The organism is Luteimonas aquatica (assembly GCF_022662575.1).
Lineage (GTDB): Bacteria > Pseudomonadota > Gammaproteobacteria > Xanthomonadales > Xanthomonadaceae > Luteimonas > Luteimonas aquatica.
The window spans coordinates 1,113,702-1,132,545 of the sequence record NZ_JALBFU010000001.1; the positions used below are offsets into that span (position 1 = coordinate 1,113,702).

General features: G+C 68.6%; 19 protein-coding genes. 5 read left to right on the forward strand and 14 right to left on the reverse strand.

Annotation, left to right across the window (positions count from 1 at the left end; translation table 11 throughout):
• Positions 1 to 42 precede the first annotated feature (42 nt).
• Positions 43 to 2,832 (forward strand): hypothetical protein, encoded by a 2,790-nt coding sequence (locus MD221_RS05190; protein WP_242108288.1) that lies wholly within the window; start codon positions 43 to 45, stop codon positions 2,830 to 2,832.
• Between the two features lie 67 nt (positions 2,833 to 2,899).
• On the opposite strand, the gene arr is transcribed toward MD221_RS05190, so the two are convergent.
• A complete protein-coding gene (gene arr, locus MD221_RS05195) occupies positions 2,900 to 3,301 on the reverse strand; it encodes an NAD(+)--rifampin ADP-ribosyltransferase (RefSeq protein WP_242108290.1) in 402 nt (133 codons plus the stop codon).
• Positions 3,302 to 3,654: 353 nt separating this feature from the next.
• On the opposite strand from arr, the gene MD221_RS05200 reads away from it, so the two are divergent.
• On the forward strand, positions 3,655 to 4,134 hold the full coding sequence (locus tag MD221_RS05200; RefSeq protein WP_242108294.1) for a VOC family protein: 480 nt from the start codon (positions 3,655 to 3,657) through the stop codon (positions 4,132 to 4,134).
• Between the two features lie 20 nt (positions 4,135 to 4,154).
• Here MD221_RS05200 and MD221_RS05205 read toward each other — a convergent pair whose 3' ends face one another.
• The 9 genes from MD221_RS05205 to miaA all read right to left on the reverse strand — a co-directional run bounded on the left by MD221_RS05205 (position 4,155) and on the right by miaA (position 13,313).
• Positions 4,155 to 5,963 (reverse strand): SLC13 family permease, encoded by a 1,809-nt coding sequence (locus MD221_RS05205; protein ID WP_242108296.1) that lies wholly within the window; start codon positions 5,961 to 5,963, stop codon positions 4,155 to 4,157.
• Between the two features lie 85 nt (positions 5,964 to 6,048).
• Positions 6,049 to 6,459, reverse strand: a complete 411-nt coding sequence (locus MD221_RS05210) for an acyl-CoA thioesterase (RefSeq protein WP_242108298.1) — start codon at positions 6,457 to 6,459, stop codon at positions 6,049 to 6,051.
• Between the two features lie 124 nt (positions 6,460 to 6,583).
• The gene (locus MD221_RS05215; RefSeq protein WP_242108300.1) at positions 6,584 to 7,876 is read right to left on the reverse strand and encodes an adenylosuccinate synthase; all 1,293 of its coding nucleotides are present in this window, start codon (positions 7,874 to 7,876) and stop codon (positions 6,584 to 6,586) included.
• A gap of 236 nt (positions 7,877 to 8,112) precedes the next feature.
• On the reverse strand, positions 8,113 to 8,298 hold the full coding sequence (locus MD221_RS05220) for a DUF2065 domain-containing protein (protein WP_242108302.1): 186 nt from the start codon (positions 8,296 to 8,298) through the stop codon (positions 8,113 to 8,115).
• Between the two features lie 11 nt (positions 8,299 to 8,309).
• Positions 8,310 to 9,173 (reverse strand): protease modulator HflC, encoded by an 864-nt coding sequence (hflC, locus tag MD221_RS05225; protein ID WP_242108305.1) that lies wholly within the window; start codon positions 9,171 to 9,173, stop codon positions 8,310 to 8,312.
• Positions 9,170 to 10,306 (reverse strand): FtsH protease activity modulator HflK, encoded by a 1,137-nt coding sequence (gene hflK, locus MD221_RS05230; protein ID WP_242108307.1) that lies wholly within the window; start codon positions 10,304 to 10,306, stop codon positions 9,170 to 9,172. The genes hflC and hflK overlap by 4 nt, the downstream gene beginning before the upstream one ends.
• A 120-nt stretch (positions 10,307 to 10,426) precedes the next feature.
• A complete protein-coding gene (gene hflX, locus MD221_RS05235) occupies positions 10,427 to 11,815 on the reverse strand; it encodes a ribosome rescue GTPase HflX (RefSeq protein WP_242108309.1) in 1,389 nt (462 codons plus the stop codon).
• A gap of 31 nt (positions 11,816 to 11,846) precedes the next feature.
• A complete protein-coding gene (gene hfq / locus MD221_RS05240; RefSeq protein ID WP_242108310.1) occupies positions 11,847 to 12,128 on the reverse strand; it encodes an RNA chaperone Hfq in 282 nt (93 codons plus the stop codon).
• A gap of 219 nt (positions 12,129 to 12,347) precedes the next feature.
• Positions 12,348 to 13,313: a tRNA (adenosine(37)-N6)-dimethylallyltransferase MiaA gene (gene miaA, locus MD221_RS05245; protein WP_242108311.1), complete on the reverse strand. Its 966-nt coding sequence runs from the start codon at positions 13,311 to 13,313 to the stop codon at positions 12,348 to 12,350.
• Here miaA and MD221_RS05250 point away from each other — a divergent pair.
• The gene (locus MD221_RS05250) at positions 13,279 to 14,133 is read left to right on the forward strand and encodes a hypothetical protein (protein ID WP_242108608.1); all 855 of its coding nucleotides are present in this window, start codon (positions 13,279 to 13,281) and stop codon (positions 14,131 to 14,133) included. The two genes, miaA and MD221_RS05250, sit on opposite strands and share 35 nt — an antisense overlap.
• 33 nt (positions 14,134 to 14,166) lie before the next feature.
• Here the strand turns inward: MD221_RS05250 and folP are convergent, their stop codons facing one another.
• The 4 genes from folP to rlmE form a co-directional block, all read right to left on the reverse strand.
• The gene (gene folP, locus MD221_RS05255; RefSeq protein ID WP_242108312.1) at positions 14,167 to 15,066 is read right to left on the reverse strand and encodes a dihydropteroate synthase; all 900 of its coding nucleotides are present in this window, start codon (positions 15,064 to 15,066) and stop codon (positions 14,167 to 14,169) included.
• The gene (locus tag MD221_RS05260; protein ID WP_242108313.1) at positions 15,066 to 15,269 is read right to left on the reverse strand and encodes a glycine zipper domain-containing protein; all 204 of its coding nucleotides are present in this window, start codon (positions 15,267 to 15,269) and stop codon (positions 15,066 to 15,068) included. Before MD221_RS05260 ends, folP begins: the two co-directional genes overlap by 1 nt.
• A 71-nt stretch (positions 15,270 to 15,340) precedes the next feature.
• The gene (gene ftsH / locus MD221_RS05265) at positions 15,341 to 17,239 is read right to left on the reverse strand and encodes an ATP-dependent zinc metalloprotease FtsH (protein WP_242108314.1); all 1,899 of its coding nucleotides are present in this window, start codon (positions 17,237 to 17,239) and stop codon (positions 15,341 to 15,343) included.
• 30 nt (positions 17,240 to 17,269) lie between these two features.
• The gene (gene rlmE, locus MD221_RS05270) at positions 17,270 to 17,917 is read right to left on the reverse strand and encodes a 23S rRNA (uridine(2552)-2'-O)-methyltransferase RlmE (RefSeq protein ID WP_242108315.1); all 648 of its coding nucleotides are present in this window, start codon (positions 17,915 to 17,917) and stop codon (positions 17,270 to 17,272) included.
• A 201-nt stretch (positions 17,918 to 18,118) separates the two neighbouring features.
• On the opposite strand from rlmE, the gene yhbY reads away from it, so the two are divergent.
• Together yhbY and MD221_RS05280 are read left to right on the forward strand one after the other, a co-directional pair.
• Entirely contained in the window at positions 18,119 to 18,412 is a 294-nt protein-coding gene (gene yhbY, locus MD221_RS05275; RefSeq protein WP_242108595.1) for a ribosome assembly RNA-binding protein YhbY, read from the forward strand.
• A 20-nt stretch (positions 18,413 to 18,432) separates the two neighbouring features.
• Positions 18,433 to 18,807 carry an Mth938-like domain-containing protein gene (locus MD221_RS05280; RefSeq protein ID WP_242108316.1) on the forward strand — a complete coding sequence of 125 codons (375 nt, stop codon included), beginning with the start codon at positions 18,433 to 18,435 and terminating at the stop codon, positions 18,805 to 18,807.
• Positions 18,808 to 18,844 lie beyond the last annotated feature (37 nt).

An 18,844-nucleotide genomic window follows, 5' to 3' on the forward strand; every position in this document is an offset into this window, starting at 1 on the left:
CAGCATGTTTGCCGGCCTTCCTCTCCATGACGCGAGGCGCATATGGCTATCGGACCTGCCGGCAATCAGAGCAAAAGCGTCAACACTCCCACCGGCGCAAACGAACACTATGTTTCGCCGAGCAAGGCGGACCTCGAGAAGCTGGCGGACAAGCTGCACGACGTCGGCGAGAAGAAAGCCAAGAAGGACGACTACGACCGGCGCCTGGAATCGTTGTCCAACGAATTCCTCCCGACCCTCAGCCAGGAGGACCGCGGCCGCTTCCTCGGCGTGATCCTCGAGAAGGACAAGGGCGCCACGGAGTCCTGGCTGCAGAGCGCCCGCCTGGACAAGATGGTCGACAGCGGCCGCATCGGCGCCGAGGACCGAACCCGGGTCCTGGACGCCGTCGGGCGCGGCTACACCGACAACCACATCGGCAAGGACAAGGCGTCGAAGCTCATCGACACCGACAACCCGGGCGGAAGCGACAAGCCCGATCCGTCGCCTCCCCCGGACAAGAGCGACGCGCCGAAGGATGTACTCGCCGACGGCTACAAGGAAATCGGGCCGGACGACAAGTTCGTCTACGAAGACATCAAGAACGTGTCGTATCCGGGCGAATATGCCGACGGTTGGCTCCGCTTCGACACCCAGGGCGGCGGCAAGTACGCGGTCAACGAAGCCAACTCGCCGGGCGCCTACGCCGCCGCCAAGCAGAAGTACCTCGACGTCGGCCGGCAGACGATCGACAACGCCCGCGATCGCGCCGGCCTCGACCCCATCGCCGATACCGACCTGTTCTCGCTGCAGACCAGCGAGGAAGTGGACGGCCACAAGCTCAAGGTCGGCGATGCCGCCATGAAGCTGATGGTGGACGAGATCAAGGGCAAGAAGGATCTGTACGAGGACAGCCCGCAGGCGGAGTTCCTCCGCCTGATCGAGGCGCGCAGCGCGGTCACCAACGGGAAGTTCGTGCATCCGGTGTACGAGAACCGCAACATCAACGTCGGCGGCGTCACCATCACCGAGTCCGAGAACCTGGTCAAGCTCGAGCCGGCGGACATGCGGGACATGCTCGACGAGGGCGCCATCAACCAGAAGCTCGACCAGGTGATGCGGAACGAGCAGGTCTCCACGCTCTATCAGAAGAGCCTGAAGGAAGCCATCGGCAAAGTGCCCGAAAGCGACCGCAAGGACATGGCCGACAAGCTGGCCAAGGTCGTCGAGAGCCCCGACTACGTGGCGGAGGCCGGCAAGCTGCCGGCCTGGGACAAGCCGCGGATGCAGGCCGACGTGGAGGACGCGATCTCGCAGCTGTCCCTGCTCGATCCCGAGCGCGCCAAGGGCGCCGGGCAGAAGTTCGCCGTCAACGCGCTCGCCAGCGACATCGACGCGTCCTTCGCCAACCCCGACGAGATCGGCGACGACGCCAAGGTGGACGCGGTCGATGCCGGCCTGGAAGCGATCACCAACGGCATCGAGAAGGCCGGCCTGCCGTTCGATCTGGCCGACAAGATCGACGGCTTCCTCAAGGACGGCGGCGACAAGGCAAAGACGGATTTCGCCGACATCGCCGCGGAACTGCGCCAGGAAGGGCATTCCCAGGAGGACATCGACAAGGTCTTCGGCCGCTTCGACTTCAGCAGCGACAAGAAGGCATCGATCCGGTCGCTCTACGACAGCCTGGATTCCAACGGCGTGCTGCCGGCGGTGACCGGGGCGATCGGCATCGCCTCGACGGTTCGCGGCCTGGTCAACGACGGCCTGGGCGAGACGCCGGAGGAGAAGCTCGCCACCGTCGGCGGCCTGGTCGAGATGGTCGGATCGCTGCCCGACACGACCAAGCTGCTAGGCAACCTGGTCAAGGGCGTCGACGGCTCGGCGCTCGATCTGCTCGGAGTCGACAAGTCGATCAAGTCCCACATGGGCGTGGAAACCAGGAACGGCAACCGCGCCGTCTCGGCCATCGGCGAAAACGTCGGCAGCACCGAGATCCCGGACGCCGACGGCGTCAAGAACGCCGACAAGGTTCTCGAGGGCCTGCGCGGCGCCGCAGGCGATCCCAACGGATCGCCGCCGAGCGACGGCCTGTTGTCGCGCATGTCGAAGTCGACGCTCAAGGTGTTGAGCGACTACTCGGGCAAGGCGGGCGGCCTGCTCGGCGTGGTGACCGGCGGAATGGACGCCGCGGCAACCTTCAACGACGACTCCTCGAGCGCCGAGAAGGCGTCCGCCGTGCTCGGCGTGATGTCCGGGACGCTCGACCTGGCGCCCGACGTCCTGAACGCGGGCGGCAAGTTCGTCTCCGCCGTGGGCGGAAAGGCGGCCGGCGAGGTCGCCGAGCGCGTGATCGGCGCCATCACCCGCGGCCTGGGTCCGGTCGGCGTGCTGCTGACGATCGCCTCCGAGCTGGTCTCGGTGTTCGTCAGCGACGCCAAGGAGAAGAAGGAGGCCAAGGAACAGTACGAGTGGTTCTCCAAGCTGGGAGAGGACGGCGTCACCAAGGGCGACTGGAACGTCAAGTACGACTACGCCGTCACCACCCTCGCCCGCTTCGACGAGGCGCGCTCGTACATCGACAACGTGGATGATCTGAAGGACGACGACTGGGGCGGCCGACAGTCGCCCGGCGACCGCAGCATTTTCGACTTCCACCGCGAGGAGTTCGCCGACTTCAAGAGCAAGTGGGAGAAGGATCGCGGCGCGGACACCTACGTGGAATTCCTGGACCCGGACAAGCGCAAGGCCGACTTCAAGCGGGAAAAGGAGCAGATGGACGAAATGAAGGCCTACATGGACGCGCACCCGACCTATTTCCCGGGCTACAACGATTGGGTGTTGGACCTTTGAATTGGCCCCGCGAGGATTCCGCCGGCCCCTGGGGCCGGCACGGGCCGGCCCCGCCTGGCGGGCGCGCTCATTCCTCGATGGCCTCGATGCCGCGCCGCTTGAGGTCCTCGAGATAATCGCGCATCTCCTTGAGCCGCTCGGGCGGATGTCCCTGCCACTCCATGACCTCGCCGAGCACACGGAACGGTTCGCGGGAGCGGTAGGACTTGGTGGGGTTGCCGGGGAATCTCTTGTCGGTCAGGTTCGGATCGTCTTCGATGGAGCCGGTCGGTTCCACGATGTAGATCCTGCCGCGTCCCGCACCGACGGCCAGCTCGGCGCCCCAGATGGCCGCGTCCAATGTCGCTGACAGGTAGATGAAAACCGCGGGCTTTCTCTTGCCGTAATTGGAGGCACGGCCCGGTTCGATGAGGTCGCCGACCTTCAGGTCGGCCTTCGTGCCGTGGTAGTACGTTTGCGAACCCGTCATTGCCTTTCTCCGCTTGCGTGAAGGCGGCGATGCTGCATCGCGCGCGGGGCCTTGCCGCAAGCCCCCCCGTGTTGTATAAATTGATGGTGGGGAGGCGCGCGGCGCCTCCCCTTTTTTGTTTTTGGCTTGGAACGCAGGCGAGAGGACCGCGAGCGGCCGCGAAGATCGCGACGGCCGTCGCAATCCTGGAGATGGCCTTCCGCGTGCCGCGCGCGCCCCAGCGGCGATATCCGGCTTTGCGCAACGCCATCGGAAGCCGAACCGGGTATTCTCGCCGACGCGCAAACCGCCGCGCCGGCACGCACCGGGCCGGATGCCGAGGTTCCGCCCCCTGTCATCGATGGAGAACGTGGATGATCAGCAAGAACACGATTTGTCTCTGGTACGACGGCACCGCCCTGGACGCCGCCCGGTTCTACGCCGAAACCATTCCCGACAGCGCCGTCGGCAGGATCCTTCGCGCCCCGGGCGACAATCCTTCCGGCAAGGAGAACGACGTGCTGACCGTCGAGTTCACCGTGGCCGGCATTCCCTGCGTCGGCCTGAACGGCGGCCCCGCCTTCAAGCACAACGAGGCGTTTTCGTTCCAGATCGCGACCGACGACCAGGCCGAAACCGACCGCCTGTGGAACGCGATCGTCGACAACGGCGGCCAGGAAAGCGCCTGCGGCTGGTGCAAGGACAAGTGGGGCCTGTCGTGGCAGATCACGCCGCGCATGCTCATCGATGCGATCAACGATCCCGACCGGGCGGCCGCCAAGCGGGCCTTCGAGGCGATGATGCAGATGCGCAAGATCGACATCGCCGCGATCGAGGCGGCGCGTCGAGGCTGACGGCCCCGACCGTTGCGGCCCTACGGCAGCAACGGCCCTCCCAGCCAAAGCCAGCGCGCCATCCATGCCGTTGCGATGCCGATCAGGGCGGTCAGCGGCACGCCCACGCGCAGGAAATCCCCGAAGGTGTACTGCCCCGGGTTGAGGATCAGAAGATTGCCGTGGTGGCCGATCGGCGTGAGGAACGAGGCCACCGCGCCCATCGCGATGCAGATCACGAACGGCGCCGGCGGCAGGCCGAAGGCTTCCGCCATGGCCAGCGCGATCGGCGCCAACAGCACCGTGGTGGCGGCGTCGGACAGGATCTGCGTCAGCAGGGCGGCGGCCGAGAACATGACCAGCAGCTGCATCAGCGGCGACCAGTCCTTGGTGTGGCTGGAAAGCAACTGCGCCAGCCACTCGGCCGTCCCGGTCTTCTCCATCGCGATGCCGAGCGGGATGACGCCCGCGATCATCACGAAGATGCGCACGTCGATCTCGGCATAGGCACGCTTGATGTCGACGCAGCGCGTGACGACCATCGCCACCGCGCCGGCGAGGAAGGCGATCTGCGGGCTCAGCGTTTCGGTCGCGGCCGCGACCACCGTGGCCGCCATGATCGCCAGCGCCAGCGGCGCGCGCCGGCGCGTGCGCTTCTGCGCCTCGAACGGCACCAGCATCATGAAGCCGTGATGCTGGGACAATTGGCTGAAGGTCTGCTGCGCGCCCCACAGCACCAGCAGGTCGCCCTGCTCCAGGACCTGCTCGGACAGTTCTCCGCTCAGCCATCCCTCCCGTCGCCACAGCCCGACCACGACCACGCCCAGCGTGTTGAGGAAATCGATGCTGCCGACGCTGCGTCCGACGAACTCCGAGTTCGGCGCGACCACCGCCTGGATCAGCTGTTCCTCGCCGAGCAGATCGGTGTGCCGGCCGTCCTTCGGGTTTTCGCCGTACTTGACCACGGCGTGCAGCGACAGGCCGGGCTCGTCCTTGATCGAGGCGATCTCGTCCGGCGAGGCCCGCACCAGTAGCACGTCGCCCTCGGCCAGCGGGCTTTCAGGCGCCTGCCGGCGGCGGCGCATGCCGTAGCGCAGCCAGTCGACCACCTGCAGGCGTTCGTCGAAATGCTTGCGGAACTCGCCGTAGGTCTTGCCGATCCACGGCGACTGTGCGTCCACCACCAGCTCCGTGTAGTAGCGCTCCAGCCGCAGATAGTCCGCCTGGCCCGCCTCGCCGCTGCGCTTGGGCACCAGCCAGCGCCCCAGCAGCATGTACAGCGTGCCCAGCAGCACCAGCACCGCGCCGATCGGGGTGATCGCGAACAGGTCCAGGGCATCGCCGCCGGAACGCTTGAGGAAATCGTTGGCGAGCAGGAAGGCCGGCGCGCTGACCAGGGTCAGCGTGGTGCCGAGGGACGCGGCCAGCGACATCGGCATCAGCAGGCGCGAGGCCGCCATCTTCTGGTCCCGCGCCAGGCGCATCAGGATCGGCAGCATCATCGCCGTCACCATCACATGATGCGAGAACGCGGCGAGCGCGGCGGTCGCCGGCATGATCACGGCAATCGTCCGCCACTCGCTGCCGCCCGCGGCCTTGCCGATCGCCGCGCCGATGCGCTCGGTGATGCCGGTGGAGGACAGGCCGGCCGACAGCACGAAGACCGCGGCGACGATGATCGCCGGCTCGCTGGAAAACCCGGACAAGGCTTCGCGCGGGCTGAGGATGCCGCTGAAGGAGAGCGCCATCAGCGCCAGCATTGCCACCACGTCCACGCGCAGCTTCTCGCTGACGAACAGCGCCAGGCTGACGCCGAGGATGATCAGGAACAGGATCTGCTGGAATTCCAAGGACCGCCTCCGATGGCTCGACCGCGGTTATCGCACAACATTCGGGAAGTGGCTACCCGAAACGGTTCTCGCGCCGCCGGCCGCATCAGGCATCGACGGACCCGCCCAACGCCCGGCGCAACGCTTCCGGCACGGCCACCGGACGACGCGTTTCCGGCGATACGCAGACCTGGGTGAGTTCGGCGAGAAACGCCGTCTCGCCCGACGCCAGCTTGCCCACGACGGCATACGCGATGGCATGGGTCCGCAGTTCGCGCACGGATACGCGGATCTCGACGTCCGCGTCCCACTCGAGGGGGCTCAGGAATTCGATCGACAATGCGCGCGCGGGCGGGAGCACTCCCATCTTCATGATTTCCCGCTCCGCCGGGCCGCCGAGTCGATCCGAGAGGAAATCCAGGACCGCCTCCACCACGAAATAACCGAGCCTTGGCGCGTAGATCACGCCGCCCGGATCGCAGTCTCCAAAGCGGATGCGGCGCTTGGTCATGAACATGGCCTACTCCGATGCCCGGTATCCGAACCGGCTCGATCCGCAATATTGCCTGGAGCACGCGCCAAAACAAAAAGCCCGCGTCGCGCGGGCTTTTTGTCCATCGCTCGATGCCGCCGACCTCGCCTCAGGCGAAGGGATCCTGCAGCACCATGGTGTGCTCGCGGTCCGGGCCGGTGGAGACGATCGCCAGCGGGCAGCCGGAGAGCTCCTCCAGCGCGCGCAGGTAGGCGCGCGCGGCGGGCGGCAGCTTGTCCCACTCGGTGATGCCGTGGGTGGTCTCCTTCCAGCCCGGGAACTCGAGGTACACCGGCTCGCATTCGTCCCAGCCCTGGGCGTCGAGCGGGGCGTACTCGGTTTCCTTGCCGCGGTAGCGGTAGGCGATGCACATGTTGAGCTTGTCCATGCCGTCGAGCACGTCGAGCTTGGTGATGCACAGGCCGCTGATGCCGTTGATGGCCACCGCGCGCTTGAGGGCGACGATGTCGATCCAGCCGCAGCGGCGCGGCCGGCCGGTGGTGGCGCCGTATTCCTGACCGCGGTCGCGGATGCCCTGCCCCACGTCGTCGTCCAGCTCGGTCGGGAACGGGCCGCCGCCCACGCGCGTGGCATAGGCCTTGGCGATGCCCAGGACATAGTCGATGGCGTCCGCGCCCACGCCGGCGCCGGCCAGGGCGCCGCCCACGGTGGTGTTGCTGGAGGTGACGTAGGGATAGGTACCGTGGTCGATGTCCAGCAACGAGCCCTGCGCCCCCTCGAACAGGACGCGCTTGCCCTGCTTGCGCAGGTCGTGGAGGATGCCGGCGACGTCGGACTTCATCGGCTGCACGTATTCGCCGAAGGCCAGCGCCTCGTCGTAGGTCTGCTGGTAGTCGACGGCGTCCACGCCCAGATACCGGGTGAGGACGAAGTTGTGGTAGTCGAGCGCGGCGCGCAGCTTCTCGGCCAACTGGTCGGGATAGTGCAGGTCGGCGACGCGGATGCCGCGGCGCGCCACCTTGTCCTCGTAGGCCGGGCCGATGCCGCGACCGGTGGTGCCGATGGCCTTGCCGCCGGCGGCCTTCTCGCGGGCCTGATCGAGGGCGATGTGGTAGGGCATGATCAGCGGCGCGGCCGGCGAGATCTTCAGGCGCGAGCGCACTTCGACGCCGCCGTTCTCCAGCTCCTCGATCTCCTTGCGCAGCGCGGCGGGACTGATCACCACGCCGTTGCCGATCAGGCACAGCGCGTCGGCGCGCAGGATGCCGGAGGGAATCAGGTGCAGGACGGTCTTCTTGCCGTTGATGACCAGGGTATGCCCGGCGTTGTGGCCGCCCTGGAAACGGACGACGGCGCCGATCTCCTCGGTGAGCAGATCGACGATCTTGCCCTTGCCTTCATCGCCCCACTGGGCTCCCAAGACCACAACTGACTGACCCATGGCTAAGCTCCTAAGCATTAGAAAGTCCGGCCAGGGACGGCCGGGCTCTTGCGGAGGGATCCGCACACGCAAAAGCCGGCGGGCTGCCCCGGGTTGGGGGCGCGCTCGTCCGGCTTTTGTGCATTATCCGGGTTTCATGGTGCCCTTGCCACCCTGCGCGCGGCCGTTGCCGGCAAGGCGCTGGCGCCGCTCGGCCGCCGTTCAGTGCGGGCGGGCAGCCGCCGCCCCTCCGTCCGTCAGCCGCGCACCAGGAACAGCGCGACCAGGCCGATCGCCAGCAGGATGCCGCCGGCGCGCCGCAGCTTGCGGTCGTCCATCGCGTGCAGCTGCTCGGCCATGCGCCGCCAGGCGTCGGGAAAGGCGAACAGCAGCAGGCCCTCGAGGATGGCGACCAGGCACAGGGCCGCCAGCATGTCCTTCATCGCATTGCCCGCTACTTGTCGCTGCGCATGTACTGCAGGAAGGGATCGTTGCGGTCGAGCACGATCACCGCCTTGCCGTCGCTGAACGTGGCGCGATAGGCATCGAGGCTGCGCTGGAAGGCGTAGAAGCCGGGGTCCTTGTTGGCGGCGGCGCCGTAGATGCGCGTGGCCTCGGCGTCGCCCTCGCCGCGCAGCTTCTGCGCGTCGCGCTCGGCCTCGGCCAGGATCACGGCGCGGTCGCGGTCGGCCTTGGCCTTGATCGCCTGGGCCTGCTCCTCGCCTTCCGCGCGCAGGCGGCTGGCCACCTGCTGGCGCTGCGCGCTCATGCGGCGGTAGACGTCCTTGATCACCGTGCTGTCGGTAGGCAGGTCGACCTGCTTGATGCGCAGGTCGACGATGCGTACGCCGATGTTGGCCGCGCCCTTGTTGATGGCGTCGAGCTGCTCGCCGATCACTTCGGAGCGGTTGCCCGAGACCACCTGCGACAGCGTGCGCGAGTTGATCTCGTTGCGCAGCGAGTCGGTGATGATCGGCGCCAGCGTCTTGGTCGCCACTTCCTCGTCGCCGCCGGTGGCGCGGTAGAAGGCGCGCACGTCCTGGATCATGCCCACGGCGAAGAAGTCGATGCTCACGTCCTTGCGCTCGGAGGTTAGGTAGCGCTCGGGATCGGCCGGGATCACCTGCAGGCGGCGGTCGAAGACCAGCGCGCGCTCGATCAGCGGCCATTTGAAATGCAGGCCGGGAGCGATGTCGGTGCGGGTGACGCGGCCGAGGTTGAGCACGATCGCGGTATGGCCTTCGGCCACGACATAGACCGAACCCAGCAGGGCCAGGGCCGCGGCGATCAGCACCGGGAGTACAAGATTCAGTCTCATCGGCCGGGCTCCTCGTCACGGCTGCTGCGCGACGTCCGTTCGCCGCGCGGATCGGCATCGCCCGGCGTGGCGCTGACGGTGGGGGCGATCATGTCGGGCGTGATGACCGGCGAGGCGGCAGCGGAGGCGCCGCCGCCCTGCCCCACCATCGGCACGTAGATCAGCTGGCGGCTGTCGCCGCCGACGATCTTGCGGTTGTTCGCCAGCACCTGCTGCACGGCCTCCAGCCACAGGCGCTTGCGCGTGACCTCGGGCGCGCCGCGGTACTGTTCCACCAGCAGCGAGAAGCGCTCGGCGTCGCCGGTGGCGCGGGCGATGGCCGCGGTCTTGTAGCCCTCGGCCACGGTGCGCACACCGGCGGCCTGGCCGCGCGCCTCGGGCACCAGCTTGGCGGCGTAGGCCTGCGCTTCGCTGATGGAGCGGTCCTTGTCCTGCTGCGCGCTGTTGACGTCGTCGAAGGCCGGCTTCACCTCTTCCGGCGGCCGGGCGTTGGGCAGGTTGAGCTCGGTGACGTACAGGCCGGTGCGGTAGGCGTCCAGCGACTTCTGCAGCTGCGTCTTGGCCGAGACCGCGAGCTGCTCGCGCGCGCCGAGCACGGTATCGAGGCTGGAGCGCCCGATCTGCTCGCGCACGGTGGACAGGGCCGCCTGCTCCAGCACCTCGCGGCTGTTGCGGGTGCCGAACAGGAATTTCTGCGGGTCGTTGATGCGGTACTGCACGTTGATGTCGACGCGGACGATGTTCTCGTCCGAGGTGAGCACCAGCACGCTCTCGCCGAAGCTCTGGATCTTGGTCGCCTGGACCTTGGTGACGCGCTCGATCGGCCAGGGCAGCTTGAAATGCGGGCCGGGCTGCAGCACGCGCGAGAACAGGCCGAAGCGCAGCACCACGCCGCGCTCCTGCTCGGCCACCAGCACGAAGCCGCTGAAGGCCAGCCACAATACCGCGGCCAGGCCGATCCAGCGCCAGGGACCGCCGCCGGGCAGGCCGCGCAGGTTGTTGAACCAGTCGCCGAATCCGCCGCCGCCACCGCGGCCGCGCCTGGACTGCCAGGGGTTGCGCTGCTGCCCGTTCCTGCCGGATCCGTCCTCGTCTTTCTTCGGGCTGCCGCTACCGGGGGTGTTCCAGGCCATGCCTGCTCCAATCTGGGAAGTTGCCGCGCGGCCTGGTCGGGGGCCGGCGCGACAGTTTACTGAAGGTTGGGCCGGGACCGCCCGGACACAAGCACCCGCCGTCGGACGGGAGCGCCACGCTCATGCCCGGTCGGGACGTGCCGGATCAAGACGCCTTGAATCGGGCTCGTTGAAACCCGGGCTTGCCGGATCGGCATCGGCCAGCAGCGCCAGCAGCGGCGCGCCGTCGGCCTGCCCGGCCAGGCGCTCGGCGTCGGCCAGGGCGAGATCGACTTCCAGCGTCCAGCCGTGTTCGTCGTGCGTCTCGCCGCGGATCGCATCCAGCGCGTGCAGGCGTGCGCGCAGACGCCCGGCCGAGGGCGGCAGGCGCAGCTCGGCCCGGACCCGGCGCAGGCCCAGGCGCGCGGCCAGCGCCGTGCGCAGCAGGTCGAGGCCGATCCCGTCGCGCGCGGATATCCATACGCGATCGCGCGCGGCCGCATCCGCGTCCTCGCCGCCGGGACGGTCGTGCCGAGGCTGCACCCCCTCGGGCCTGTCGGTGTCGATCCTGTCGATCTTGTTGTAGACCAGCAACTGCGGAATCTCGCCCGCGCCGATCTCGTGCAGCACGGCATCGACCTGGGCGACGCGCTCCTCGCGCAGCGGGTCGGCGGCGTCGATGACGTGCACCAGCAGGTCGGCCTCGCGCGCCTCCGACAGCGTGGAGCGGAAGGCGGCGACCAGCTCGTGCGGCAGGTCGCGCACGAAGCCGACCGTGTCGGCCAGCACGATGTCGCCGCCGGGCAGCACGACGCGGCGCACGGTCGGATCGAGGGTGGCGAACAGCTGGTCGGCGGCGTAGGCCCCGGCGCCGGTGAGCGCGTTGAACAGGGTCGACTTGCCGGCGTTGGTGTAGCCGACCAGGGCCACGCGCGGCATCTCGCTGCGCACGCGCGCGCGGCGCATCTGCGTGCGCTGCACCTCCACCTTCTCCAGGCGCTTTTGCAGCTGCTCCACGCGCTTTTGCAGCAGGCGGCGGTCGGTCTCGAGCTGGGTCTCGCCCGGACCGCGCAGGCCGATGGAGCCGCCGCGCTGGCGCTCCAGGTGGGTCCAGCCGCGCACCAGGCGCGTGGCCATGTGGCGCAGCTGCGCCAGCTCGACCTGCAGCTTGCCCTCATGGCTGTGCGCGCGCTGAGCGAAGATGTCCAGGATCAGGCCGGTGCGGTCGACCACGCGCCGCTCCAGCGCCTTCTCCAGGTTGCGTTCCTGGCCGGGCGTGAGCGGGTGGTTGACCAGTACCAGGTCGGCGCCGCTGGCGTCGGCGGCCGCCTTCACCTCGGCGAGCTTGCCGCTGCCGATCAGGGTGGCCGGATTGGGGCGGTCGATGCGCGCGGTCAGCACCGCCGCGACGCCGGCCCCCGCGGAGCGCGCCAGATCGGCGAATTCCTCCAGCACGCCCTCGTCCGGCGGTCCGCCGGCGTGGGGTTGGATCAGCAGCGCGTGTTCGCCCTTGCGGGAGCGTTCAAACAAGAGCGTTCAGGCCTCTGGTGTTCGGGTGGGTCTATTCGGCTTCGTCGCCGTCGGCTTCGGTCGCGGTGCCATCGCCAGGCTGGACATAGCCGCCGCCCGGACCCACGCGCACGTTGCGCGCCGGCACCACCGTGGAGATCGCGTGCTTGTAGACCATCTGGCTGACGGTGTTGCGCAGCAGCACGACGAACTGGTCGAAGGATTCTACCGTGCCCTGCAGTTTGATGCCGTTGACCAGATAGATCGAGACCGGCACACGCTCGCGCCGCAGCGCGTTCAGGAATGGATCCTGGAGAGATTGCCCCTTAGACATTGTTTTTTCTCAGCTTGGTTATTGTTGTTATGGCTTGCGCCCCAACGCCCGACCCGTATCCCCACGGCGGCGCAAGCGATGTTATACAACAGTTGGGCGATGTTGGCCGCATGATGGTGACGCATGTCGCGGAATGGTCCGCCCGGTCGCGACGCCGGCCATGGGCCGCTCGGCCAGCCTCCCGCCTCGCGGGTGCCCCACGCCCCTCGCCCCGCCCGTTCAGCCTACGCGCTTGCCGAGGAACAGCGAGACGGCGGCTTCCAGCCGCGGCCGGTCCGTGGCCGGGTCGAACCACCGGGCATCCAGCTCCCCGCGCAGCCAGGTGATCTGGCGCTTGGCAAGCTGGCGGGTGGCGAAGATCGCGCGGTCGCGGAAATCGGCAGCCGGCGTGGCGCCGTCCAGATGCGCCCAGGCCTGGCGATAGCCCACCGCCCGGACCGCCGGCAGCTCGTCCGGGCGCGGGTGCGCCCGCAGTTGCGGCAGCGCCCGCAGGCGCCGCACCTCTTCCAGGAAGCCCGCCGCCAGCATCGCGTCGAAGCGCTCGGCAATGCGGGCATGCAGCACGGCGCGCTCGCGCGGCGCCACCACCAGCTTGAGCACCCGGCACGGCAGCCGCGCCGGCGAGACCGCGTCGCGCTGCCATGCGCTGATCGGCCGGCCGCTGATGCGGTGGACCTCCAGCGCGCGCTGGATGCGCTGCGCATCGCCGGCCCGGATCTTGGCCGCCGCGGCCGGATCCACGCGCGCCAGTTCCGCGTGCAGGGCAGGCCAGCCGCGCGCCGCCGCTTCGGCCGCGATGGCCGCACGAACCTCGGCGTCGGCTTCGGGCATCGGCGCCAGGCCCTGCAGCAGCGCGCGGAAATACAGGCCGGTGCCGCCGGCCAGGATCGGCATGCCGCCGCGGGCGAGGATGCCGGCGACGGCGCGGCGGGCGTCCTCGGCGAACTCGGCGGCCGAGTACGCCTGCCAGGGATCGCGCACGTCGATCAGATGATGCGCAATCCCGCCCCGCTCCTCGGCCGTCGGCTTGGCCGCGCCGATGTCGAGCCCCCGATACACCAGGGCGGAGTCGACGCTGACGATCTCGCCGCCCAGGCGCCGCGCCCATTCCAGCGCCAGCGCGGTCTTGCCCGACGCGGTGGGGCCCATAATGGCGATGGCGGGCAAACGGGCATCAGCCCCCATCGGGCGCCCTCCCGCGAAAGGGCATCCTGGTGCTCTGGAATACGTGCGCCATTGCCTGGGGATGATCGTCTTGAAGCCGTCTCGCTGGAGAACTTACCCGAAACCTTCCCCGTATGCGGCTCTCTGCCTGGCGCTCGCGCTTGCTTCATCGTCCGCGAATGCCGGCAAGCCCGACCCGGAGAAGCTCGATCGGGCCCGGCAGGGCTATCTGAGTCCGGCGGAATTTCGCGCCAGATATCCTGCGCCCCCGCTGCTGGACGAAGCGGTCACGGCCTTCTCGCAGGCGCATCGCTACCTGATCGACAGGTCCATCAAAGGGTTTTCCGCCGACGTCGTTCTCGTCGCTCCCGACGGAACCATGGGCTACGGCACCGACTACTACCTCGGCGGTGCCAGGCGCCGGCTTCGCGAGATCCGTCCCGGCCACGAAGCCATTGCCATCGATGCAACCGTTTGCAGAAGGACGCTTTCCGCGCCGGCATGGCAATGCGATCCGCATACCGACGGCTTCTATCTCGGCCTTCCGAAGATTTATCGCGACGCGATCCTCGACGTCGAGCATGGCCGGCTGCTCTGCAAGACCGGGATCTGCGACGCATACCGGATCAAGCAGGCCTATACCCTGGCCAACGATGGCGTCGCCATTACCGCCGTGCCCGAGACCTATTTCCACATCTATACGCTCACACGCGACCAGGACGGCAAGCCGATCGTATTCGCGGAGCGATATTCCACCACCTGGCAACGGACGATGCCCGATGCCACCTACGTCTTCGACTTCGATACGCCGATCGAGCCTTTCGACCTGCCCAGCGAATGAAGCGCATCCGCCTCGCCGCGGCGGAACGAAGCCTCAGATCTCGTCAGGCCAGCGGATATCCGGACCTGGCGTCTTAGCGCGCGGCGTCGGCACCGCCGCGACGGCGGTCCATACCTTGAGCGCGTCCACGGTCGCGGCGACGTCGTGCACGCGCAGCAGCATGGCGCCGCGCTGGGCCGCGATCAGCGCGGCGGCGACCGAGCCGTGCACGCGCTCGGCCGGCGCCGCGCGGCCGGTCAGATCGCCGATGCTGCGCTTGCGCGACAGCCCGGCCAGCACCGGCACGCCGAGTTCGGTGAAGCGCTGCAGCCGGGCCAGCAGCGCGAGGTTGTGATCGCGCGTCTTGCCGAAGCCGAAACCGGGGTCGACGACGATACGCTTCCTGGCGATGCCCGCCATTTCCGCCGCGAACAGGCGCTCGGCCAGGAAGCGATGCACCTCGCCGACCACGTCGTCGTATTCGGGCGCATCCTGCATCGAGCGCGGCTCGCCCAGCATGTGCATCAGCACCACCGGCACGCCCAGCGCCGCGGCGGCATCGAGGGCGCCTTCGCGGCGCAGCGCGTAAACGTCGTTGATCATGCCGGCGCCGGCGGCGACCGCCGCGCGCATCACCTCCGGCTTCGAGGTGTCGACGCTGACCGGCAGCGCGGTTTCGCGCGCCAGGCGCTCGACGACGGGAACCACGCGCCGCAGCTCCTCCTCCAGCGGCACCTCGTCCGCGCCGGGGCGCGTCGACTCGCCGCCGACGTCGAGCGCGTCCGCGCCCTCCTCCGCCAATCGAAGCCCGTGCGCGACGGCGGCCTCGGCGCTGTGGTGCGCGCCGCCGTCGGAGAACGAATCCGGCGTCACGTTGACGATGCCCAGCACGCGCGGCCGATCGAGCGTCAGCACGCGTCCGGCGCAGTCCAGCTGCGGCGAGGCGTCGAACATCAGTCCGCCTGTGCCTTGGTCTTCTTCTTCGCGCTCGCGCCGTCCATGCCGGCGCCGAGCACCACGCCCAGCGCCACGCCGATCCCGACGCCCATGACCAGGTTGTCGAATGCCAGGCCGATCGCCGCGCCGAGCGCGGTGCCCAGGGCGATGCCGGTGCCGATCTTCGAGGTTGCCTGCGCCGCAGTCTTGTCCTGCTCCATCCCGCCCCCGCAAAAGAAAAAGGCCAGAGCGGACTCTGGCCTTTTCGACTGCCGATCGCAACGCCCGGGCGTCAGGTCTGCTCCGCGGGACCGCCGATGGGCGGCAGCGGGCGCGGTTCGCCCTTGCCGTTGCTCTTTCCCCAGCCGGCCGGCGGCGGCGGATCGCGGTCCTCCATGATCGCATCGATCTGCGGCGCGTCGATGGTCTCGTACTGCAGCAGCAGCTTGGCCATCGTATGCAGCTTGTCGATGTTCTCGGTGAGGATCTGGGTGGTGCGGCCGTAGGCCTTGTCGAGGATGCTGCGCACCACTTCGTCGATCTTGCGCGCGGTGTCGTCAGAGACGTTCTTGTGCTGGGTCACCGAACGGCCGAGGAATACCTCGTCCTCCTCCTCGCCGTAGGCGATCGGGCCGAGCTCGTCCGACAGGCCCCACTTGGTGACCATGTTGCGGGCCATCTTGGTGGCGCGCTCGATGTCGTTGGAGGCGCCGGTGGTGACCTTGTCGACGCCGAAGATCAGCTCCTCAGCGACGCGCCCGCCGTACAGCGAGCACAACTGCGACTCGATGGCGGTGCGGTTGTAGCTGTACTTGTCGCCCTCGGGCAGGTACATGGTCACGCCCAGCGCGCGGCCGCGCGGGATGATCGTCACCTTGTAGACCGGGTCGTGCTCGGGCACCAGGCGGCCGACGATGGCATGGCCGGCCTCGTGGTAGGCGGTCAGCGTCTTCTCGTCCTCGCTCATCGCCATCGAGCGGCGCTCGGCGCCCATCAGGATCTTGTCGCGGGCGCGGTCGAAGTGGTCCATGCGCACTTCCTTGGCGTTCTCGCGCGCGGCGAACAGCGCCGCCTCGTTGACGAGATTGGCCAGGTCCGCGCCGGAGAAGCCGGGCGTGCCGCGCGCGACCACCATCGGCTCGACGTTGTCGGCCAGCGGCACCTTGCGCATGTGCACGCGCAGGATCTGCTCGCGGCCCTTCACGTCCGGCAGGCCGACCACGACCTGGCGATCGAAGCGGCCCGGGCGCAGCAGCGCCGGGTCGAGCACGTCGGGGCGGTTGGTGGCGGCGATCACGATCACGCCCTCGCCGCCCTCGAAGCCGTCCATTTCCACCAGCAGCTGGTTGAGCGTCTGCTCGCGCTCGTCGTGGCCGCCGCCCAGGCCGGCGCCGCGATGGCGGCCGACCGCGTCGATCTCGTCGATGAAGATGATGCACGGCGCGTGCTTCTTGGCCTGCTCGAACATGTCTCGCACGCGCGAGGCGCCCACGCCGACGAACATCTCGACGAAGTCGGAGCCGGAGATCGAGAAGAACGGCACCTTGGCCTCGCCGGCGATCGCCTTGGCGAGCAGGGTCTTGCCGGTGCCGGGCGGGCCGACCATCAGCACGCCGCGCGGGATCTTGCCGCCGAGCTTCTGGAACTTGCCCGGGTCGCGCAGGAATTCCACCAGCTCGGCCACTTCCTCCTTGGCCTCGTCGCAGCCGGCGACGTCGGCGAAGGTGGCCTTGGTCTGGTCCTCGTTGAGCAGCTTGGCGCGCGAGCGGCCGAAGGACATGGCGCCCTTGCTGCCGCCCTGCTGCATCTGCCGCATCATGAAGAACCAGAAGCCGATGATCAGCAGCACCGGCAGGAAATTGATCAGCAGGGTCCACAGCAGGTTGTTGGACTCCGGCGGCGCCTGCTCGATGTCGACCTTGTGCAGCACCAGATCGTCCATCAGCTTGTCGTCGCGCAGCGGCGCGATGGTCTTGCCGGTGGAGTTGTCCTTGCGCACGAACTCGACATGGCGCTCGTCGCTGGCGATCTTGACCTGCTTCATGCGGTCGCCGCGCACGTCGGAAATGAACGACGAATAGTCGACTTCCGAGCCGCCTACGCCGCTCTTCGGGTTGAAGCTCTGGAACACCATCATCAGCACGATGGCGACCACCACCCAGAGCAGCAGATTCTTGACCAAATCGTTCATCCAGTTTCGCTCCGCGGCACCGCCGCTACCTTACTTCATCTGCGCCAGTTTGCCCTGCGCCAGGGCATAGACTTCCGGCGAACGCTTGCGCGAGGCCGCCGGCTTGCGGACCGCCACCTTGGCATAGCGCCGCCGCAGCTCCCGCACGTAATCGTCGAATCCCGCGCCCTGGAACAGCTTGATCAGGAACGCGCCGCCGGTGCGCAGGTGGTGATCGGCGAAGTCCATCGCCAACTCCGCCAGGTGCATGGCCCGCGGCTGGTCGACGACGTCCACGCCACTCTTATTGGGGGCCATATCGGACAGGACAAGGTCGACAGGACGGCCGTCCAGGCTGGTCTCAAGCTGCGATAAGACGGCTTCCTCCCTGAAGTCGCCATGAAGGAACTCGACCCCGGCCAGCGGCGGCATCTCCAGGATGTCCAGGGCCACCACGCGCCCCGGCTGCGCCGGGGCCAGGCGGTCGAGTTCCTGGCGCACCCACTGCGACCAGCCACCCGGGGCGGCGCCCAGATCGACCACCACCATCCCGGGCTTGAGCAGGTGGTCGCGCTCGACCAGCTCCTCCAGCTTGTAGGCCGCGCGCGAGCGCATCCCCTCGGCCTGCGCCTTTTTGACGTAGGGGTCGGAGAAATGCTCTTGCAGCCAGCGGCGGCTGCTTTTGCTGCGGGTGGCCATGCGGCGGGGGAAATGCCTGCAAATCAGGGCTTTGCGGGCAGTTATGATACTCTGTCCGCCACTTCATAACGTATCGGGTTGCCACCCATGGCGCAGCGCAGATCGGCTTACGGAACGTCCGGCCCGGCCGTCCGCGGCCGGGCGTCGCGACCTGCGGCGGCCGATAAGGATACGGCATCGGCCGGGCGCGGCCCGGCCCCCCTGACCGCGGCCCAGAACCGCTTCCTGCGTGGCCAGGCCCATGGCCTGAAACCCTTGCTGCAGATCGGCGGCAAGGGCGTCACCGACGCGGTGGTGGCCGAACTCGACGAAGTCCTGGAGCACCACGAGCTGGTCAAGGTGAAGGTGGCCGCCGAGGACCGCGAGACGCGCGACGCCATGATCGAGCAGCTCGCCCAGCGCAGCGGCGCCGCCCTGGTGCAGCGGATCGGCCATACCGCCACCCTCTACCGGCCGAGCAAGGACAAGCGCCAGATCGTGCTGCCGCGCGCCTAGGACACCGCTTCGGAGCTCGCGTGCAACTGCTTCTGGAACGCCCGGACTACGACTACTTCCTGCGCGGCGCCGACGGGCGCCACGCCCTGGTCAACGAGCGCACCCTGCACGCCAGCTTCGTGCTCTCGCCCGCCGCTTTGGTCGAACAGTGGCCGGTCACCGACGTCGCGCGGATGACGCCCGCCGACCTGGAGCCGCTGCTGCGCCTGGCGCCCGAGCTGATCGTGCTCGGCAGCGGCGGCGCCCAGGCCTTCCCGCCGCCCGAGGTCCAGGCCGCCTGCCTCGCGCGGGGCATCGGCCTGGAGGCGATGACCAATGCCGCGGCCGCGCGCACCTTCAACGTGCTGGCCAGCGAGGGCCGGCGCGTGGTCGCCGGGTTCGTATTCCCCGCCTAGCCGGTGGCGCGCCGTGGCGCCTGGCCGGTGCCGCCGT

Excerpts from the sequence above, each read along its gene's own strand:
- MD221_RS05190 (WP_242108288.1), top strand. The coding sequence starts at position 43 with ATGGCTATCGGACCTGCCGGCAATCAGAGCAAAAGCGTCAACACTCCC.
- arr (WP_242108290.1), bottom strand. The coding sequence starts at position 3,301 with ATGACGGGTTCGCAAACGTACTACCACGGCACGAAGGCCGACCTGAAG.
- MD221_RS05200 (WP_242108294.1), top strand. The coding sequence starts at position 3,655 with ATGATCAGCAAGAACACGATTTGTCTCTGGTACGACGGCACCGCCCTG.
- MD221_RS05210 (WP_242108298.1), bottom strand. The coding sequence starts at position 6,459 with ATGTTCATGACCAAGCGCCGCATCCGCTTTGGAGACTGCGATCCGGGC.
- MD221_RS05215 (WP_242108300.1), bottom strand. The coding sequence starts at position 7,876 with ATGGGTCAGTCAGTTGTGGTCTTGGGAGCCCAGTGGGGCGATGAAGGC.
- MD221_RS05220 (WP_242108302.1), bottom strand. The coding sequence starts at position 8,298 with ATGAAGGACATGCTGGCGGCCCTGTGCCTGGTCGCCATCCTCGAGGGC.
- hflC (WP_242108305.1), bottom strand. The coding sequence starts at position 9,173 with ATGAGACTGAATCTTGTACTCCCGGTGCTGATCGCCGCGGCCCTGGCC.
- hflK (WP_242108307.1), bottom strand. The coding sequence starts at position 10,306 with ATGGCCTGGAACACCCCCGGTAGCGGCAGCCCGAAGAAAGACGAGGAC.
- hfq (WP_242108310.1), bottom strand. The coding sequence starts at position 12,128 with ATGTCTAAGGGGCAATCTCTCCAGGATCCATTCCTGAACGCGCTGCGG.
- MD221_RS05250 (WP_242108608.1), top strand. The coding sequence starts at position 13,279 with ATGGCGATGGCGGGCAAACGGGCATCAGCCCCCATCGGGCGCCCTCCC.
- miaA (WP_242108311.1), bottom strand. The coding sequence starts at position 13,313 with ATGGGGGCTGATGCCCGTTTGCCCGCCATCGCCATTATGGGCCCCACC.
- folP (WP_242108312.1), bottom strand. The coding sequence starts at position 15,066 with ATGTTCGACGCCTCGCCGCAGCTGGACTGCGCCGGACGCGTGCTGACG.
- MD221_RS05260 (WP_242108313.1), bottom strand. The coding sequence starts at position 15,269 with ATGGAGCAGGACAAGACTGCGGCGCAGGCAACCTCGAAGATCGGCACC.
- ftsH (WP_242108314.1), bottom strand. The coding sequence starts at position 17,239 with ATGAACGATTTGGTCAAGAATCTGCTGCTCTGGGTGGTGGTCGCCATC.
- rlmE (WP_242108315.1), bottom strand. The coding sequence starts at position 17,917 with ATGGCCACCCGCAGCAAAAGCAGCCGCCGCTGGCTGCAAGAGCATTTC.